Raw genomic sequence first — 16,321 nt, forward strand, 5'->3', positions numbered from 1 at the left:
AGTGTGCGTCTCCGATTACAGGATGATGCGGCGGTAGTCCGCCAGCACCTGGCCCAGGTAGGCATTGAAGCGTGCGGCCGAGGCGCCATCGATGACGCGGTGGTCGTACGACAGGCTCAGTGGCAGCATCAGGCGTGGCACAAACTGCTTGCCGTCCCACACCGGCTTGATCGCCGACTTGGACAGGCCCAGGATGGCAACTTCAGGGGCATTCACGATAGGCGTGAAGTGCGTGCCACCAATGCCGCCCAGCGACGAGATGGAGATGCAGCCGCCTTGCATGTCGGCCGCGCCCAGCTTGCCATCGCGTGCCTTCTTGGCCAGCTCACCCATTTCTGCGCTGATCTGGATGATGCCCTTCTTGTCGGCATCCTTGAGCACCGGCACCACCAGGCCATTGGGCGTGTCAGCGGCAAAGCCGATGTTGAAATACTGCTTGTAGACCAGGGTGTCGCCATCGAGGCTGGTGTTGAACTCAGGGAACTTCTTGAGTGCAGAGACCAGGGCCTTGATCACAAAGGCCAGCATGGTGACCTTGACGCCGCTCTTCTCGTTTTCCTTGTTCGTGGAGACGCGGAAGGCTTCGAGCTCGGTGATGTCGGCTTCGTCATTGTTGGTGACGTGGGGGATCATCACCCAATTGCGGTGCAGGTTGGCGCCCGAGATCTTCTTGATGCGCGACAGGTCCTTGCGCTCGACAGCGCCGAACTTGCTGAAATCGACCTTGGGCCATGGCAGCAGATCCAGACCTGCGCCAGAGCCGCCACCGGCAGGCGCCTTGGCAGCCTGTGCCTTCGTCTGCACGGCACCAGCCATCACCTGCTTGGTGAAGGCTTGCACGTCATCGGCGGTGATACGGCCCTTGTTGCCCGAGCCCTTGACCTCGTCCAGCGGCACACCCAGCTCACGCGCAAACTTGCGCACCGATGGCGATGCATAGGGCATCGCGCCCGAGGGCGGCACGGTGGGGTTGTGGGCGGGAACAGCTGCAGCCGGTGCGGCGACAGGTGCTGCAGCAGGGACAGGTGCGCTGGCAGCGGGAGCCGGCGCAGCTGCCGCCGGTGCTTGCGTAGCCGGTGCGGACGCTGGAGCAGCAGCGGCGCTGCCTTCCAGAATGGCGACCAGATCACCAACATTGATGGTGTCGCCAAGCTTGACCTTGAGCTCCTTGACCACACCAGCGGCGGGCGATGGGATCTCCATCGAGGCCTTGTCGGACTCGACGGTGAACAGCGACTGCTCTTCGGTGACGGTATCGCCCACCTTGACCAGCAGCTCGATCACGGCCACATCCTTGAAGTCACCGATATCGGGGACCTTCACTTCGACCGGGCCCGAGGCCGCAGGCGCAGCAGCAGCCTGGGGTGCTGGCGTAGGTGCAGCTGCAGGAGCGGTTGCCGCAGCGGCGGGGGCTGGTGCCGGCGCAGCGGGTGCGGCAGCAGCGGCATCGGCCGCATCGGCCGCTTCGAGCTTGATGATGACCGAGCCTTCGGCCACCTTGTCGCCAATCTTGACGACGATTTCCTTGACCACGCCAGCGTGGCTGGACGGGATCTCCATCGAGGCCTTGTCGGACTCGACAGTGATCAGCGACTGGTCCTTGGCGACGGTGTCACCGGGCTTGACGAGCAACTCGATCACGCCCACTTCTGCGAAGTCGCCAATATCGGGGACTTGAATGTCAATCAATGCCATTGTGGTGTCTCCTGGTGCAATTTAGGCGTACAGCGGGTTGATCTTGTCGGCGTTGATGCCGTACTTGGCAATCGCATCGGCGACCTTTTGCGCGGGCAGCTTGCCGTCTTCGGCCAGCGCCTTCAAGGCGGCTACCACGATGTAGTGGCGGTCGATCTCGAAGTGCTCGCGCAGCTTGCGGCGGAAGTCCGAGCGGCCAAAGCCGTCCGTGCCCAGCACCTTGTAGGTGCGGCCCGCGGGGATGAAGGGGCGAATCTGCTCGGCGTAGGACTTCATGTAATCGGTCGAGGCGATCACCGGGCCGGTGCTGTTGCCCAGCTCGGCGGTCACAAACGGCACCTTGGCGGTTTCCAGCGGGTGCAGCAGGTTCCAGCGGTCTGCATCCTGGCCGTCGCGGGTCAGTTCGTTGAACGATGGACAGCTCCAGACGTCGGCAGTCACGCCCCAGTCGGCAGCCAGCAGCTCTTGCGCAAAGAAGGATTCGCGCAGGATGGTGCCCGAGCCCAGCAGTTGCACGCGCAGGTCGCCGGCGCCACCGGCCTTGCACAGGTACATGCCCTTGAGGATCTTCTCCTCGGTGCCGGGCGTGAGGCCTGGCATCGCATAGTTTTCGTTGAGCAGCGTCAGGTAGTAGAAGATGTTTTCCTGGTTCTGCACCATGCGGCGCAGGCCTTCGTGCATGATCACGGCCACTTCGTGCGAGAAGGTCGGGTCGTAGCTGATGCAGTTGGGGATGGTGCCGGCCAGGATGTGGCTGTGGCCGTCTTCGTGCTGCAGACCTTCGCCATTCAAGGTGGTACGGCCCGAGGTGCCGCCCAGCAAGAAGCCGCGTGCCTGCAGGTCGCCAGCGGCCCAGGCCAGATCGCCAATGCGCTGGAATCCGAACATCGAGTAGTAGATGTAGAACGGAATCATGATGCGGTTGCTGTGGCTGTAGCTGGTTGCCGCAGCAATCCAGCTGGACATGCCGCCCGCTTCGTTGATGCCTTCCTGCAGGATCTGGCCCTTGGTGTCTTCCTTGTAGTACATCACCTGGTCTTTGTCGACCGGGGTGTACTGCTGGCCATGCGGGTTGTAGATACCGATCTGGCGGAACAGGCCTTCCATACCGAAGGTACGGGCCTCGTCCACCAGGATGGGCACCACGCGGGGGCCGATTTCCTTGTCGCGCAGCAGCTGGGTCAAGAAACGCACATAGGCTTGCGTGGTCGAGATCTCACGGCCTTCGGGCGTGGCTTCGAGCACGGCCTTGAAGGTGTCCAGCGGAGGCACGGTGAACTGCTCGTCGGCCTTTTCGCGGCGCTTGGGCAGGTAACCGCCCAAGGCCTTGCGGCGCTCGTGCAGGTACTTCATCTCCGGGGTGTCGTCGGCTGGCTTGTAGAAAGGCAGCTCGGCAATCTGGCTGTCCGGGATCGGGATGTTGAAACGGTCGCGGAAGGCCTTGATGTCCTCATCGGCCAGCTTCTTGGTCTGGTGGACATTGTTCTTGCCCTCACCGACCTTGCCCATGCCAAAGCCCTTGACGGTCTTGACCAGCAAGACGGTGGGCTGGCCCTGGTGGTTTTGCGCTGCGTGGAAGGCAGCGTAGACCTTTTGCGAGTCGTGGCCGCCGCGCTGCAGGTTCCAGATCTCGTCGTCGCTCAGGTGCTCGACCATCTTCAGGGTGCGTGGATCGCGGCCAAAGAAGTTCTTGCGCACATAGGCGCCGTCATTGGCCTTGAACGCTTGGTAGTCGCCGTCGTTGCACTCCATCATGATCTTGCGCAGCGCGCCGTCATGGTCCTTGGCCAGCAAGGCATCCCAGCCCTTGCCCCAAATCAGCTTGATCACGTTCCAGCCGGAACCGCGGAACTCGCCTTCGAGCTCCTGGATGATCTTGCCGTTGCCACGCACCGGGCCATCGAGGCGCTGGAGGTTGCAGTTGATCACGAAGATCAGGTTGTCGAGGTTTTCACGCGCGGCCAGGCCGATCGCGCCCAAGGATTCGACCTCGTCCATTTCACCGTCGCCACAGAACACCCAGACCTTGCGGTTTTCGGTGTTGGCAATGCCGCGGGCGTGCAGGTACTTCAAAAAGCGCGCCTGGTAGATCGCCATGATGGGGCCAAGGCCCATCGAGACGGTGGGGAACTGCCAGAAATCGGGCATCAGCTTGGGGTGCGGGTAGCTCGACAGACCTTTGCCGTCCACTTCCTGGCGGAAGTTGAGCAGCTGCTCTTCGCTGATGCGGCCTTCGAGATAGGCGCGGGCATAGATGCCGGGCGATACGTGGCCTTGGATGTAGAGGCAGTCGCCGCCGTGGTTGTCGCTCTCGGCATGCCAGAAATGGTTGAAGCCGGCGCCAAACATGCTGGCCAGCGAGGCAAAGGAGCCGATGTGGCCGCCCAGGTCACCGCCTTCTGGTGGGTGCAGGCGGTTGGCCTTGACCACCATGGCCATGGCGTTCCAGCGCATGTAGGCGCGCAGGCGTTGTTCGATCTCGAGGTTGCCGGGGCTGCGCGCTTCCTGCTCGGTCTCGATGGTGTTGACGTAGCCGGTCTTGGCGGAGAAAGGCAGATCGACGCTGTTCTGGCGCGCGTGCTCGAGCAATTGCTCGATCAGCGAGTGGGCGTAATCTGCGCCCTCACGGTCGATCACAGCGGACAGCGCGTCCATCCATTCTCGGGTTTCTTGGTCGTCGGTGCGGGTGGGGCCGTTGACGGCTTTTTGTTCGGATGGTTCGGACATGCTCGCGTCTCCTTCAAGTGATCTGCTATGAATGACTGTGCCAGAGTTTCTCACATTTTTTGAAGATTTCAAATAGCGGTCTTCATTTTCATATTATGGGAAATTGCTGCAAACGCACAATCCATGGGCGCTGCAGCAGGATGCATCGGGGACCAGATCAACGATTTGCCCGGCATCAGGGCATGGCCGCCCTGCCCTGGACTACACTCACCCTCCATGAATTCGACCGAGCGCCCCGCCACCCCATCCCCAAACAGCCGTCCTCGTTTGGTGCAGATGTGGCAGACCTGGTGGCGAGGATTGTCACCTTCGAGACAAGATCGCTATGCGGCCATTGCGCCCTTGGTGGCCGTGGTGATGTTTTTCATCGCCATCGTGGCCGCTTTTTGGTACCTGCGCAGCGAAGAGCTCGAGCGTGAGCGTGAGGCCATGCGCCGCGATGTGGAATATGCCCAGCAGCGCATTCGGCTGCGCCTGTCCGAGCGCCAGGAGCAACTGATGCGCCTGGCCCGCGACGTGGGCAACCAGGACGTGGACAAGAATGGCTTCAACGACCGGGCTGACACGCTGATCAGCCAGTACGCCGAGCTGCAGGCCCTGACCTGGATTGATACCGGCCGCCAGGTGCGCGCCACCCAGTTTGGCCCCAGCGTGGCCGCAGAGAACCTGCTCACCGTGGACGAGGTGATCCAGAAAAAGGAGCTGCTCGAGCTCTTTGAGATGGCGCGCGATCTGCAGCAGCCTGTGTTCTCGCAGCCACTGGCCACCAGCGAGACAGCGCCCATGCTGCTGCTGGAGGTCCCCATCAGCCAGAAGGGCCGCTTTGGCGGCGTGCTGCTGGCCGAGTTCTCTATCGACAACCTGCTGCGTTACGGCACGCCCACCGAGATCCTGGCCCGCTACGCGGTGACCCTGCAGGACGGCAAGGGAACCACGCTGGCCGGCACTCCGCTCACCCCACGTGTCGCCGCCCAGCGGCTGCTGCCCTGGCGCGCGGCGCCCAATGAATTCGAGATGCCAGTCGCTCCCGTGGGTAACAGTTTGAAGCTGCGCGCCCAGGGCTACCACACCTCGCTCGGCCTGGTCAGCAACGGCCTGTTCTGGCTGGTCTGTGTGCTGAGCTTTATGACCGCCTGGCTGCTGGTGGCGACCTGGCGCCACACCCGCAAGCGCATACGCGCGCAAGAAGCCCTGCAGGGTGAGACCAATTTCCGCCGAGCGATGGAAAACAGCGTGCTCACGGGCATGCGCGCATTGGATCTGCAAGGCCGCATCTCTTATGTGAATGCCGCCTTTTGCCAGATGACCGGCTGGAGCGAGGAAGAGCTGGTGGGCAAGCTGCCGCCCTACCCGTACTGGCCCGAGGGCGACCAGAGCACCTACCACGACATGCTGATCGACGAGATGAGCGGCAAGGTGTTTCCCGGTGGTTTCCAGATGCGGGTCAAGCGCAAGAACGGCACGATGTTCGAGGCCCGGCTCTATGTCTCGCCGCTGATTGACGGCCACGGCCGCCAGACCGGCTGGATGACCTCGATGACCGATATCACCGAGCCCAACCGCATCCGCGAGCAGCTCTCGGCGTCGTATGAGCGCTTCACCATCGTGCTCGAGGCACTGGACGCCTCGGTGTCGGTCGCGCCGCTGGGCAGTGCCGAGTTGCTGTTCGCCAACAAGCTCTACCGGCAGTGGTTTGGCTCGCAAACCGTGGGCCATTTGCAATTGGTGGCCCAGGCCGGCGTGTTGCCCAGCAACAGCAATGCCAACACCAGCATGGACGATGAAGATGGGCTCATGGGCCTGCCCAGTGACGAGATCACCACTGCTGTCAGCGGCAATGCCGAGATCTATATCGCCGAGCTGGGCAAATGGCTGGAAGTGCGCTCGCGCTACCTCAACTGGGTGGACGGGCGCCTGGCGCAGATGGTGATCGCCACTGACATCACGCCACGACGCCAGGCCGAGGAGCAGTCCGCGCGCCAGGCCGAGAAGGCCGCCACCGTGAGCCGCCTGGTGACCATGGGCGAGATGGCGTCGAGCGTGGCCCATGAGCTGAACCAGCCACTGTCGGCGATCAGCAACTACTGCTCGGGCATGATCACCCGCGTCAAGAACGGGAGCCTGAGCGAAGAAGCGCTGCTAGGGGCCTTGGAGAAAACCGCCCACCAGGCCCAGCGCGCCGGCCAGGTGATCCACCGCATCCGCTCCTTTGTCAAACGCAGCGAGCCCAACCGGGCACTGGCCGATGTCAGCGACATCGTCAGCGAAGCGGTGGAGCTGGGCTCGATCGAGCTCAAGCGCCACAATGTGCGGCTTTCGCACCACGTTGCCGCACGTCTGCCCAAGGTCAAGGTCGACAGCATCCTGATCGAGCAGGTGCTCATCAACCTGATGAAGAACGGCGCCGAATCCATTGCCAATGCCCAGCGCCCGGCCCACCAGCGCATGGTGGAACTGCGCGTCGTGCCTCGCAAGATCGACGCCACGGATGTGATAGAGTTTTCCGTTCAAGATACGGGGCGCGGTCTGTCACCCGAGGCTTTGGAGCGCCTGTTCCAGGCCTTCTTCTCTACCAAGAGTGAAGGCATGGGAATCGGGCTCAATCTCTGCCGCAGCATTGTCGAATCTCACCATGGCCGGATGCAGGCAGAGAACCTCTACAATGGGCCGGAGGTGACAGGTTGTAATTTCAGCTTTTGGATTCCGGTGGCCAGCCCCGCGGAGTCGGCTGAATAGCCAGCGCTATACCAATACTGATAGAAGGAATTGTGCATGAGCTTGATCCCCAAAAAGGGCACGGTCTACGTAGTCGATGACGATGAGGCGGTGCGTGACTCGCTTCAATGGTTGCTGGAGGGCAAGGATTACCGGGTGCGCTGCTTTGACTCAGCCGAGTCCTTCTTGGCACGCTACGATGCCCGCGAGGTCGCCTGTCTGATTGTCGATATCCGCATGGGTGGCATGAGCGGCCTGGAACTGCAGGACCGCCTGATCGAGAACAAGTCGCCGCTGCCCATCGTCTTCATCACCGGCCACGGCGACGTGCCCATGGCGGTGGACACGATGAAAAAAGGCGCCATGGATTTCATCCAGAAGCCTTTTGACGAAGCCCAGCTCGATGCCTTGGTCGAGCGCATGCTGGACCAGGCACGCGATGCCTTCGCTGGCCACCAGCAAGCGGCCAGCCGCGATGCGCTGCTGGCCAAGCTGACGGGCCGCGAGTCGCAGGTGCTCGAACGCATTGTGGCCGGTCGCCTGAACAAGCAGATCGCCGATGACCTGGGCATCAGCATCAAGACCGTCGAAGCGCACCGCGCCAACATCATGGAAAAGCTCGGCGCCAATACCGTCGCTGATCTGCTCAAGATTGCGCTGGGCTCCAATGCAGCGGCCAAGGCAACGTGATAAATTAGCGGCCTTCGCGCCCTAGGGACAACGTTCCAACAACGCTTCTCAAAGCGCAATGCGCCGGTACCGGCTTCGGTACGGCGCATTTTTCAATTCCGCGCGCCATGCTGGGGGCTCGCCCGGCTGCTGGACCACGCGCAACCCTTTTTGGATGACCACATGACTGCTCAATTGATCGATGGCAAGGCCCTCTCCCAGCAACTGCGCTCCGATGTCAAGGCGCGTGCCGACCAGCTCAAGGCCAAGGGCATCGTTCCGGGTCTGGCCGTCATCCTGGTCGGTGACAACCAGGCCAGCCAGGTCTATGTGCGCAACAAGGTCAAGTCCTGCGAGGAGTGCGGCTTCCATTCGGTGCTGGAGAAGTACGACGCGAGCATGACCGAGGCGGAGTTGCTGGCCCGGGTCGAGGCGCTCAACAACGACCCGAGCATCCACGGCATCCTGGTGCAGCTGCCGCTGCCCAAGCACATCGACGACCACAAGGTCATCGAAGCCATCTCGCCCAAGAAGGACGTGGACGGCTTCCATGTGGCCAGCGCCGGCGCGCTGATGGTGGGAGAAGTGGGCTTCAAGGCCTGCACGCCCTACGGCTGCATGAAGATGCTCGAATCGATCGGCATGAAGGACCTGCGCGGCAAGCATGCGGTGGTGATCGGCCGCTCCAACATCGTGGGCAAGCCCATGGCGATGATGCTGCTGGCGGCCAACGCCACCGTCACCATCACCCACAGCGGCACAGCCGACCTGGCTGCGATGACCCGCCAGGCCGACATCATTGTGGCGGCCGTGGGTAAGGTCAATGTGCTGACCGCCGACATGGTCAAGCCCGGCGCCGTGGTGATCGATGTGGGCATGAACCGCAATGCCGAAGGCAAGCTCTGCGGCGATGTGGATTTTGACGGCGTCAAGGAAGTGGCCGGCTACATCACCCCCGTGCCCGGCGGCGTAGGCCCGATGACCATCACGATGCTGATGGTCAACACGCTGGAGTCGGCCGAGCGCGCCTGATCTGCCCAAAACCGCCTCGATTCCGCCGCGATTTATCGCGGCGGTAAAACTATGAAAACGATAGCTGTTGGCATCCGCCTTGCCGGTGCCAGCAGCTTTTTTTTGTGCTTAAATGACAGGCAATGATCTCCGGATCGCGATTACGTTCCAAGTGCCAACATGGCATTGATTGCAGGGCGCCAGGCCCCATATACAGCACCATGACCAATCCATTGCTCGATTTCAGCGGCCTGCCCCGCTTTGACCAGGTCCAACCTGAACACATCGCCCCCGCCATCGACCAGCTTCTGGCCGAGAGTGAAGCGGCCCTCAAGACGGTCACAGCGCCCGAGTTCCCGGCGCAATGGAACGAGATCGCCAAGGTGCTCGATGTCAGCACCGAAAAGCTGGGCCGCGCCTGGGGCATGGTCGGTCACCTCAACTCCGTGGCCGATACGCCTGCGCTACGCGCAGCCTACAACGCCGAGATGCCCAAGGTCACCGCCTTTTGGACGCAACTGGGCGCGGACGAGGCGCTGTATGCCAAATACAAGGCCATTGACCCGGCTACGCTGAACAGCGAGCAAAAGCAGGCCTGGGACAACGCGATGCGCAACTTTGTGCTCGGTGGTGCCGAGCTGCAGGGCCAGGCGCGCGAGACCTATGCGCAGCTGCAAGAAAAAAGCGCCATCGCCTGCCAGAAGTACAGCGAGAACGCGATGGATGCGACCGACCAGTTTGCCTACTATGCGGAGCTGGACGAGCTGGCTGGCGTGCCGCAAGACGTGATCCAGGCTGCCCGCGCTGCAGCCGAAGCCGAAGGCAAGCCCGGCTACAAGCTGACCCTGAAGATCCCCAGCTACCTGCCGGTGATGCAGTTTGCCAAGAGCAGCGCCTTGCGCGAGAAGCTCTACCGCGCCTACACCACGCGGGCCAGCGAGTTTGGCGATACCAAGCTCGACAACACGCCGTTGATGGTCGAGATTTTGAAGATGCGCGAGCAAGAAGCGCATCTGCTGGGCTACCCCAGCTTTGGCGAGTTGTCGGTCGCGCCCAAGATGGCCCAGTCCTCCGCCCAGGTGCTGGAATTTTTGCAGGAGCTAGCCAGCAAGGCCAAGCCCTATGGCCAAAAGGATGTGCAAGACCTGCGCGACTATGCCCGCACCGAGCTGGGCCTGGACAACCCGCAGGCCTGGGACTGGGGCTACATTGGCGAGCACCTCAAAGAAGCGCGCTACGCGTTCAGCGAGCAGGAGCTCAAGCAGTACTTTCCGGCGCCCAAGGTGCTGGCCGGGCTCTTTCGCATTGTCGAGACCTTGTTCGGCGTGCAGATCAAGGGCGACCTGGCTCCCGTGTGGAACCAGGACGTGGCCTTCTACCGCATCGAGCGCGATGGCGTGCTGGTCGGCCAGTTCTACCTGGACCCCCCAGCGCGCAATGGCAAGCGCGGCGGCGCCTGGATGGACGATGTGCGCACCCGCTGGCTGCGCCCGGACAACGGCGAGCTGCAAACCCCGATCGCACACCTGGTCTGCAACTTTGCCGCCGGCGTCGATGGCAAGCCGCCGCTGCTGACCCATGACGACGTGATCACCCTCTTCCACGAAACCGGCCACGGCCTGCACCATATGCTCACGCAGGTCAACGAGCGCGATGTCTCCGGCATCGGTGGTGTGGAATGGGATGCAGTCGAGCTGCCCAGCCAGTTCATGGAAAACTTCTGCTGGGAGTGGGAAGTGCTGCGCCATATGACGGCCCATGTCGACACCGGCGAGCCGCTGCCCCGCGCGCTCTACGACAAGATGATTGCGGCCAAGAACTTCCAATCGGGCATGCAGACCTTGCGCCAGATCGAGTTCTCGCTGTTTGACATGCGCATCCACACCGAGCTGTCGGGTGAAGGCATCAATGCGGACGCCATCTATGGCGTGATGCGCGATGTGCGCCGCCAGGTGGCGGTGCTCGATCAGCCAGACTTCAACCGCATGCCCAACACCTTCACCCACATCTTTGCCGGTGGTTATGCCGCTGGTTACTACAGCTACAAGTGGGCTGAGGTGCTGTCGGCCGACGCCTTTGCCAGCTTTGAAGAAGCAGCGCAAAAGCGCGGCAGCAGCGATGTGGTGGACCGCGAGGTGGGCCAGCGCTACCTGCATGCGATTTTGGAAGCCGGTGGCAGCCGCCCGGCCATGGAATCGTTCAAGGCCTTCCGGGGCCGTGAGCCGCAGCTCGACGCACTGCTGCGCCACCAGGGCATGGCCGAGCCGCTGGCGGCCTGACCGGCTCCGGCTGCCGGTCACTCCTTCAGTGCCCGGCAGCCCACAGCCAGCTGCAGTGCTGCGCAGGCATAATGGTGCTACAACAGCTATAGAGAGGGATAGGCATGAAGAAAAAGGCTTTGGGCAGCTTGCTCGTTGGCACCGCCATCGCATGCGCTGCAGGCTTGGCAGGCGCGCAAACGGTGTACCGCATTGTGGGCCCCGATGGCCGGGTCACTTTCTCGGACCGTGCACCCACGTCCGACACCCCGAGTCAATCGGTCACCACCGGCGCCGTCACCGAGCCTGCCGGCACCCGCACCAGTGACCTGCCGCTGGAAGTCAAGCAAGCAGCCACCAAGTACCCGCTGACCTTCTACACCAGCAAGGACTGCGGTGCCTGTGATGTGGCTCGCCGCTATCTGCTGACCCGGGGTGTGCCTTTTGCAGAAAAGACGGTAACCTCCAACGCCGAAATCCAGGCGCTGCGCAAGCTCAACCCCGATGGCACCATCCCCTTTGCCACGCTGGGAAGCCAGCATTTGAGTGGCTTTAATGAAAACGACTGGAGCGCATACCTGGACGCAGCCGGCTACCCAGCCCAGTCCAAGTTGCCCTCCAGCTACCGCCCCGCACCTGCACAGCCTTTGATTCCCAAGGTGATTGCCCCGGCCGCTTCTGCTGCCGCACAGCCGGCAGACGGCAGTGCCGAGCCAGCGCCGGGTAACCAGAGCGTCGAGCCCGATCGCGTTACGCCCAGCAATCCCACCGGGATTGTGTTCTAAGCAAACGCCATCCGTTTACAAAAAAAATGGCCCGACCCGGTATTAGCTGGATCGGGCCATTGCTTTAAGGCGTGGAGGGCTTGGCGGTTTTAGAACTCCAGCGTTTCCACGCCTTGCTCGGTGCCCAGCAGGCAGACAGCCGCTTTTTGGTGCGCAAACACGCCGACGGTGATCACGCCTGGCCACTGGTTCACTTCGGATTCAAAAGCGGCAGGGTCGGCAATCGCCAAACCGGTGACATCGAGGATGTGCTGGCCGTTGTCGGTGACCAGCGGCTGGCCATCCTTGAGGCGGACGGTCGCATGGCCACCCTTGGCAGCAAAGCGGCGGGCGATCTGGGCCGCAGCCATGGGGATGACTTCCACCGGCAGCGGGAAAGCGCCCAAGGTCTGCACCTGCTTGGAGGCGTCCGCAATGCAGATAAAGCGGTCGGCAAGCGCCGCCACAATCTTCTCGCGCGTCAAGGCCGCGCCGCCGCCCTTGACCATGAAACCCTGGTGGTCGATTTCATCGGCGCCATCGATATAGACCGCGAGGCGCTCGACCTCGTTGGCATCCAGCACCGGGATGCCCAGCGCGCGCAGACGCTCGGTGCTGGCCACGGAGCTCGAGACAGCGCCCGGGATCTGGTCCTTGATGGATGCCAGCGCATCAATGAACTTGTTCACGGTGGAGCCCGTGCCCACGCCTACGATTTCTCCGGCAACCACATATTGCAGTGCTGCGCGGCCAACCTCGGCCTTTAATTCGTCTTGTGTCATGGTAGTGCGATCAGATCAGCGAAAATACAGATAACGCCTTGATTATCCCATCCCATGTCCCTGATCCCCTATTCCCTCTCCCGCGCCGTTCTGTTTGGCATGCAGCCCGAAGCTGCCCACGACTTCACGATGGACATGCTGGCCAAGGGCCAGAACACGCCGCTGGCCTGCGCCTGGCGCCAAAGCCGGGTGAGCGACCCCATCACGTTGGCGGGGATGCAGTTTCCCAACCGGGTGGGCATGGCAGCGGGCCTGGACAAGAACGCCCGCGCCATCGATGGCCTGGGCGCCATGGGCTTTGGCTTTGTCGAGGTGGGCACGGTCACGCCGCTGGCGCAGCCGGGCAACCCCAAGCCGCGCATGTTCCGCATCCCCGAGCGCGACGCGCTGATCAACCGCCTGGGCTTCAACAATGAAGGCCTGGCCGCTTTTGTCGCGAATGTGAAGAAGGCCCAGTTCCGCAAGCAGGCATCACCGCTGTTGCTGGGCCTCAACATTGGCAAGAATGCGGCCACGCCGATCGAAAACGCCACCAGCGACTACCTGCAGTGCCTCGATGGAGTCTACCCCCATGCCGACTACATCACGGTCAACATCAGCTCGCCCAACACCAAGAACCTGCGCGCACTGCAAAGCGATGAGGCGCTCGATGCACTGCTGAGCGCGCTCGTGCAGCGCCGCGAGCAGCTGGCACGCGAGCATGGCAAGCACAAGCCGGTGTTCTTGAAGATTGCCCCCGATCTGAGCGAAGAGCAGGTCATCGTGATTGCCAACAGCCTCAAGGCCCATGGTATGGATGGCGTGATTGCCACCAACACCACCATCAGCCGCGATGCAGTGCAAGGCCTGCAGCATGCAGAAGAAACCGGTGGCCTCTCGGGCCGCCCGGTGTTCGAGGCCAGCAATGCCGTGGTGCGCCAGTTGCGCGCAGCGCTGGGCCCGCAGTTCCCGATCATTGGCGTGGGCGGCATCTTGAGCGGAGCCGACGCGGTCGAGAAGATCAAGGCCGGCGCCGATGTGGTACAGATCTACACGGGCCTGATCTACCGCGGCCCAGGCCTGGTCACCGAGATTGCGCAGGCGCTGAAAGCGCAAGGCGGCCGGCGCTGATTCAGCCATCGGAACCCGCAACAGGCCAGCGCATGCGCTGGCCTTTTTTGCGCTCACCTGCTGCGCCGATGCGTCCAAGCGCCTCGCTCAGGCCGCAGTTTTCAAGCTCGCCAAGCCCAGCTTGGCCAGCAGCTTGGCGTCGCTGTCCGCCTCCGGGTTGCCAGTGACCAGCAGCTTGTCACCATAGAAAATCGAATTGGCGCCCGCCATAAAGCACAGCGTCTGCACCGCCTCGCCCAGTTGCTGGCGGCCGGCGGACAGGCGGATGCGGGCCTGGGGCATCACAATGCGCGCCACGGCAATCACGCGTACAAAATCCAGCGGGTCCAACGGCTCGCTGTCAGCCAGTGGCGTGCCGGGCACGCGCACCAAGCTGTTGATGGGCACGGACTCGGGGTAAGGCTGCATATTGGCCAGTTGGGCCAGCAGCGCGGCACGGTCCACCGGCGTCTCGCCCATGCCGACAATACCGCCGCAGCACACGCGTATGCCTGCGGCACGGACATGGCTCAGCGTATCGAGCCGCTCCTCGTATTGGCGGGTACTGACGACATCGCGGTAGTAGTCCGGTCCTGTGTCCAGGTTGTGGTTGTAGTAGTCCAGTCCGGCATCGCTCAGCGCCTGCGCCTGGTGGGGTGCCAACATGCCCAAGGTGGCGCAGCTCTCCAGGCCCAGCGCCTTCACCGCCGCAATCATCGCGCTGACCAGGGCAATATCCCGGTCCTTGGGCGCACGCCAGGCCGCGCCCATGCAAAAGCGGCTGGCACCTGCCTCCTTGGCTGCTTGCGCCGCGCGGGTGACCTCGGCAAGGTCCATCAGCTTGCCCGCCTGGACGCCAGTGTCGTATGCCGCAGATTGTGGGCAGTAGCCGCAGTTTTCGGGACAACCGCCCGTCTTGACCGAGAGCAAGGTGGCCAGTTCGATATCGCCGGCCGGCCAGTGCGCGTGGTGCACCGTTTGTGCATGAAGCATCAGCGCCATAAACGGCATCTCAAACAGCGCCTGTACCTGCGCTACGGGCCAGGGATCTGCTGCTGTCGCTTGTGGGATCGCAGCCGCCTGGGGGTGCCAATGCAAAGCCGACGTGGTATCGGATGTGTAGGGTGTGTAGGGTCCGGACATGGGAAAGCTCCTCAATCACTACCCGGTGCGGTATGCCTGGGTATGGCACTTATTGTGTCCAATGCCAGGCCGCATCGGCCCCATGCATAACCGCCTGTTCCGGCCCTGCGTGGCAGATTTGCTGCGCCGTTAACTTAAGGCGCTGTTGCAGGTGCATTGCCAGCATGAAGCAGACAGATTACCGCAATGTCTGCCAATATGCAGTCAACTGCTCGTATTGTACGTTGACCAGAATGCTACGCCGCCGCAACAAGGCATGCAGATAGCTGCAGATAAGGTGCCAGGAAGGCTGGCAGATGCTCCTCTGGGCCATAGCCGTCCTCCCTTGGCCCCATTCGCCAAATACCACTGGCAGAATTTGGGAGCTTATTGACGCGGGAGCCGTGTTTGCATCCCAGCGCCTTTGAGGGTCTTTGCAAAAATCGCGCATAAAAAAAGCCGCAACGCAGTGCGGCAGTTGTGGGAGTCAGCTAGGTCTCTCAGGCAGCGGTGCCTTCTGGCGCCGCTGGCAGCTCCTCAAAGAACACCAGGTGATTGCCAAACGGATCTGCAATGCGCATCTCGAGCATGCCCCAGGGCATGCGCTCCAGCCCCGGTTTGGCATGGCGGTAATTTTTGGCTAGCAGGCTTTGCTGGAAGGCCTCGAGTTGCGGCCAGGCAATGCGTACCGTACTGCCGGGGCAGGCATCGCCATGGTGTTCACTCAGATGCAGCAGGCAGGCCAGGCCCGCAGCGCTGTGCAGGCTCAGCTGCTGGTAGAGCGGAAAGTCGTCGCCAAAGCGGTGTGTCCAGTCCTGCACAAAGCCCAGAAACTCCTGGTAGAACTGCGCCGCCCTTTGGGCATCGAAGCTGCGCAGCACGGGAATCACGCAGGGTTGAAAACGCGGGGTGTCGGTCATGGCAGCCAGCCTCCTCAACCCAGCGCCGCAATGACATCGGCGGGCGCCTGCACCAGCTCGATCAACACGCCCTCGCCAGCGATGGGGAATTCGTCATTGCTCTTGGGGTGCAGAAAACAGATGTCATGGCCCGCAGCGCCAGGGCGGATGCCGCCAGGCGCGAAACGCACGCCCTGGGCAGTCAGCCATGCCACGGCCTTGGGCAGGTCGTCAATCCACAGACCGATGTGGTTGAGCGGCGTGGCGTGTACGGCAGGCTTCTTGTCGATGTCCAGCGGCTGCATGATGTCGACCTCGACTGCAAAGGCCCCTTTGCCTATCGCCAGGATATCCTCGTCGACATTCTCACGCTCGCTGCGGAAGCTGCCCGTTTGCGACAGGCCCAGCATGTCCACCCAGAGTTTTTTCATGCGCTCTTTATCGGTGCCGCCTATCGCTACTTGCTGGATTCCCAAAACCTTGAACGGACGCTGTGCTGACATGCTGTATGGCTCCTTGTGTAGATGTGTGGCGCTTGTGCCGCAGCTGCCATTGTGCCAAGGCTTGGCAGCAATGGCGGTAGTGCGTGC

Annotated in this window: 12 protein-coding genes; 6 read left to right on the forward strand and 6 right to left on the reverse strand. The window is 62.4% G+C overall.

The window, feature by feature from the left end; translation table 11 throughout:
- Positions 1-15: 15 nt before the first annotated feature.
- Together aceF and aceE are read right to left on the reverse strand one after the other, a co-directional pair.
- Positions 16-1,695, reverse strand: coding sequence for a dihydrolipoyllysine-residue acetyltransferase (gene aceF, locus N4T19_RS04590; RefSeq protein WP_260719576.1), 1,680 nt, complete (start codon positions 1,693-1,695; stop codon positions 16-18).
- 21 nt (positions 1,696-1,716) lie between these two features.
- Complete coding sequence (gene aceE, locus N4T19_RS04595) at positions 1,717-4,422, reverse strand: pyruvate dehydrogenase (acetyl-transferring), homodimeric type (protein WP_116925693.1); 2,706 nt, start codon at positions 4,420-4,422, stop codon at positions 1,717-1,719.
- 216 nt (positions 4,423-4,638) lie between these two features.
- Here aceE and N4T19_RS04600 point away from each other — a divergent pair, with 216 nt between their 5' ends.
- From N4T19_RS04600 to N4T19_RS04620, 5 genes are all read left to right on the forward strand, one after another.
- Positions 4,639-7,158: a PAS domain S-box protein gene (locus tag N4T19_RS04600; RefSeq protein WP_260719577.1), complete on the forward strand. Its 2,520-nt coding sequence runs from the start codon at positions 4,639-4,641 to the stop codon at positions 7,156-7,158.
- A 36-nt stretch (positions 7,159-7,194) separates the two neighbouring features.
- Positions 7,195-7,827 (forward strand): response regulator transcription factor, encoded by a 633-nt coding sequence (locus N4T19_RS04605; protein ID WP_021028067.1) that lies wholly within the window; start codon positions 7,195-7,197, stop codon positions 7,825-7,827.
- 162 nt (positions 7,828-7,989) lie between these two features.
- Positions 7,990-8,838 carry a bifunctional methylenetetrahydrofolate dehydrogenase/methenyltetrahydrofolate cyclohydrolase FolD gene (gene folD, locus N4T19_RS04610; protein ID WP_116925696.1) on the forward strand — a complete coding sequence of 283 codons (849 nt, stop codon included), beginning with the start codon at positions 7,990-7,992 and terminating at the stop codon, positions 8,836-8,838.
- 200 nt (positions 8,839-9,038) lie between these two features.
- A complete protein-coding gene (locus tag N4T19_RS04615) occupies positions 9,039-11,096 on the forward strand; it encodes a M3 family metallopeptidase (protein ID WP_116925697.1) in 2,058 nt (685 codons plus the stop codon).
- 104 nt (positions 11,097-11,200) lie between these two features.
- Positions 11,201-11,860, forward strand: a complete 660-nt coding sequence (locus tag N4T19_RS04620) for a glutaredoxin family protein (protein WP_260719578.1) — start codon at positions 11,201-11,203, stop codon at positions 11,858-11,860.
- 89 nt (positions 11,861-11,949) lie between these two features.
- Here the strand turns inward: N4T19_RS04620 and rpiA are convergent, their stop codons facing one another.
- Positions 11,950-12,621, reverse strand: coding sequence for a ribose-5-phosphate isomerase RpiA (rpiA, locus tag N4T19_RS04625; protein WP_260719579.1), 672 nt, complete (start codon positions 12,619-12,621; stop codon positions 11,950-11,952).
- Between the two features lie 54 nt (positions 12,622-12,675).
- Here rpiA and N4T19_RS04630 point away from each other — a divergent pair, with 54 nt between their 5' ends.
- Positions 12,676-13,731 carry a quinone-dependent dihydroorotate dehydrogenase gene (locus N4T19_RS04630; RefSeq protein WP_182341413.1) on the forward strand — a complete coding sequence of 352 codons (1,056 nt, stop codon included), beginning with the start codon at positions 12,676-12,678 and terminating at the stop codon, positions 13,729-13,731.
- A gap of 87 nt (positions 13,732-13,818) precedes the next feature.
- Here the strand turns inward: N4T19_RS04630 and bioB are convergent, their stop codons facing one another.
- The 3 genes from bioB to N4T19_RS04645 form a co-directional block, all read right to left on the reverse strand.
- On the reverse strand, positions 13,819-14,853 hold the full coding sequence (bioB, locus tag N4T19_RS04635) for a biotin synthase BioB (RefSeq protein WP_260719580.1): 1,035 nt from the start codon (positions 14,851-14,853) through the stop codon (positions 13,819-13,821).
- Between the two features lie 479 nt (positions 14,854-15,332).
- Entirely contained in the window at positions 15,333-15,752 is a 420-nt protein-coding gene (locus tag N4T19_RS04640) for a glyoxalase superfamily protein (RefSeq protein WP_116925701.1), read from the reverse strand.
- Positions 15,753-15,766: 14 nt separating this feature from the next.
- The gene (locus tag N4T19_RS04645; protein WP_260719581.1) at positions 15,767-16,234 is read right to left on the reverse strand and encodes a VOC family protein; all 468 of its coding nucleotides are present in this window, start codon (positions 16,232-16,234) and stop codon (positions 15,767-15,769) included.
- Between the last annotated feature and the right edge of the window lie 87 nt (positions 16,235-16,321).

The organism is Comamonas squillarum (genome assembly GCF_025309455.1).
Classification (GTDB): Bacteria; Pseudomonadota; Gammaproteobacteria; order Burkholderiales; family Burkholderiaceae_C; genus Comamonas; species Comamonas squillarum.

What these genes read in the sequence shown, in the direction of transcription:
- aceF (WP_260719576.1), bottom strand. Translation starts at nt 1,695, where the DNA reads ATGGCATTGATTGACATTCAAGTCCCCGATATTGGCGACTTCGCAGAA.
- aceE (WP_116925693.1), bottom strand. Translation starts at nt 4,422, where the DNA reads ATGTCCGAACCATCCGAACAAAAAGCCGTCAACGGCCCCACCCGCACC.
- N4T19_RS04600 (WP_260719577.1), top strand. Translation starts at nt 4,639, where the DNA reads ATGAATTCGACCGAGCGCCCCGCCACCCCATCCCCAAACAGCCGTCCT.
- N4T19_RS04605 (WP_021028067.1), top strand. Translation starts at nt 7,195, where the DNA reads ATGAGCTTGATCCCCAAAAAGGGCACGGTCTACGTAGTCGATGACGAT.
- folD (WP_116925696.1), top strand. Translation starts at nt 7,990, where the DNA reads ATGACTGCTCAATTGATCGATGGCAAGGCCCTCTCCCAGCAACTGCGC.
- N4T19_RS04615 (WP_116925697.1), top strand. Translation starts at nt 9,039, where the DNA reads ATGACCAATCCATTGCTCGATTTCAGCGGCCTGCCCCGCTTTGACCAG.
- N4T19_RS04620 (WP_260719578.1), top strand. Translation starts at nt 11,201, where the DNA reads ATGAAGAAAAAGGCTTTGGGCAGCTTGCTCGTTGGCACCGCCATCGCA.
- rpiA (WP_260719579.1), bottom strand. Translation starts at nt 12,621, where the DNA reads ATGACACAAGACGAATTAAAGGCCGAGGTTGGCCGCGCAGCACTGCAA.
- N4T19_RS04630 (WP_182341413.1), top strand. Translation starts at nt 12,676, where the DNA reads ATGTCCCTGATCCCCTATTCCCTCTCCCGCGCCGTTCTGTTTGGCATG.
- bioB (WP_260719580.1), bottom strand. Translation starts at nt 14,853, where the DNA reads ATGTCCGGACCCTACACACCCTACACATCCGATACCACGTCGGCTTTG.
- N4T19_RS04640 (WP_116925701.1), bottom strand. Translation starts at nt 15,752, where the DNA reads ATGACCGACACCCCGCGTTTTCAACCCTGCGTGATTCCCGTGCTGCGC.
- N4T19_RS04645 (WP_260719581.1), bottom strand. Translation starts at nt 16,234, where the DNA reads ATGTCAGCACAGCGTCCGTTCAAGGTTTTGGGAATCCAGCAAGTAGCG.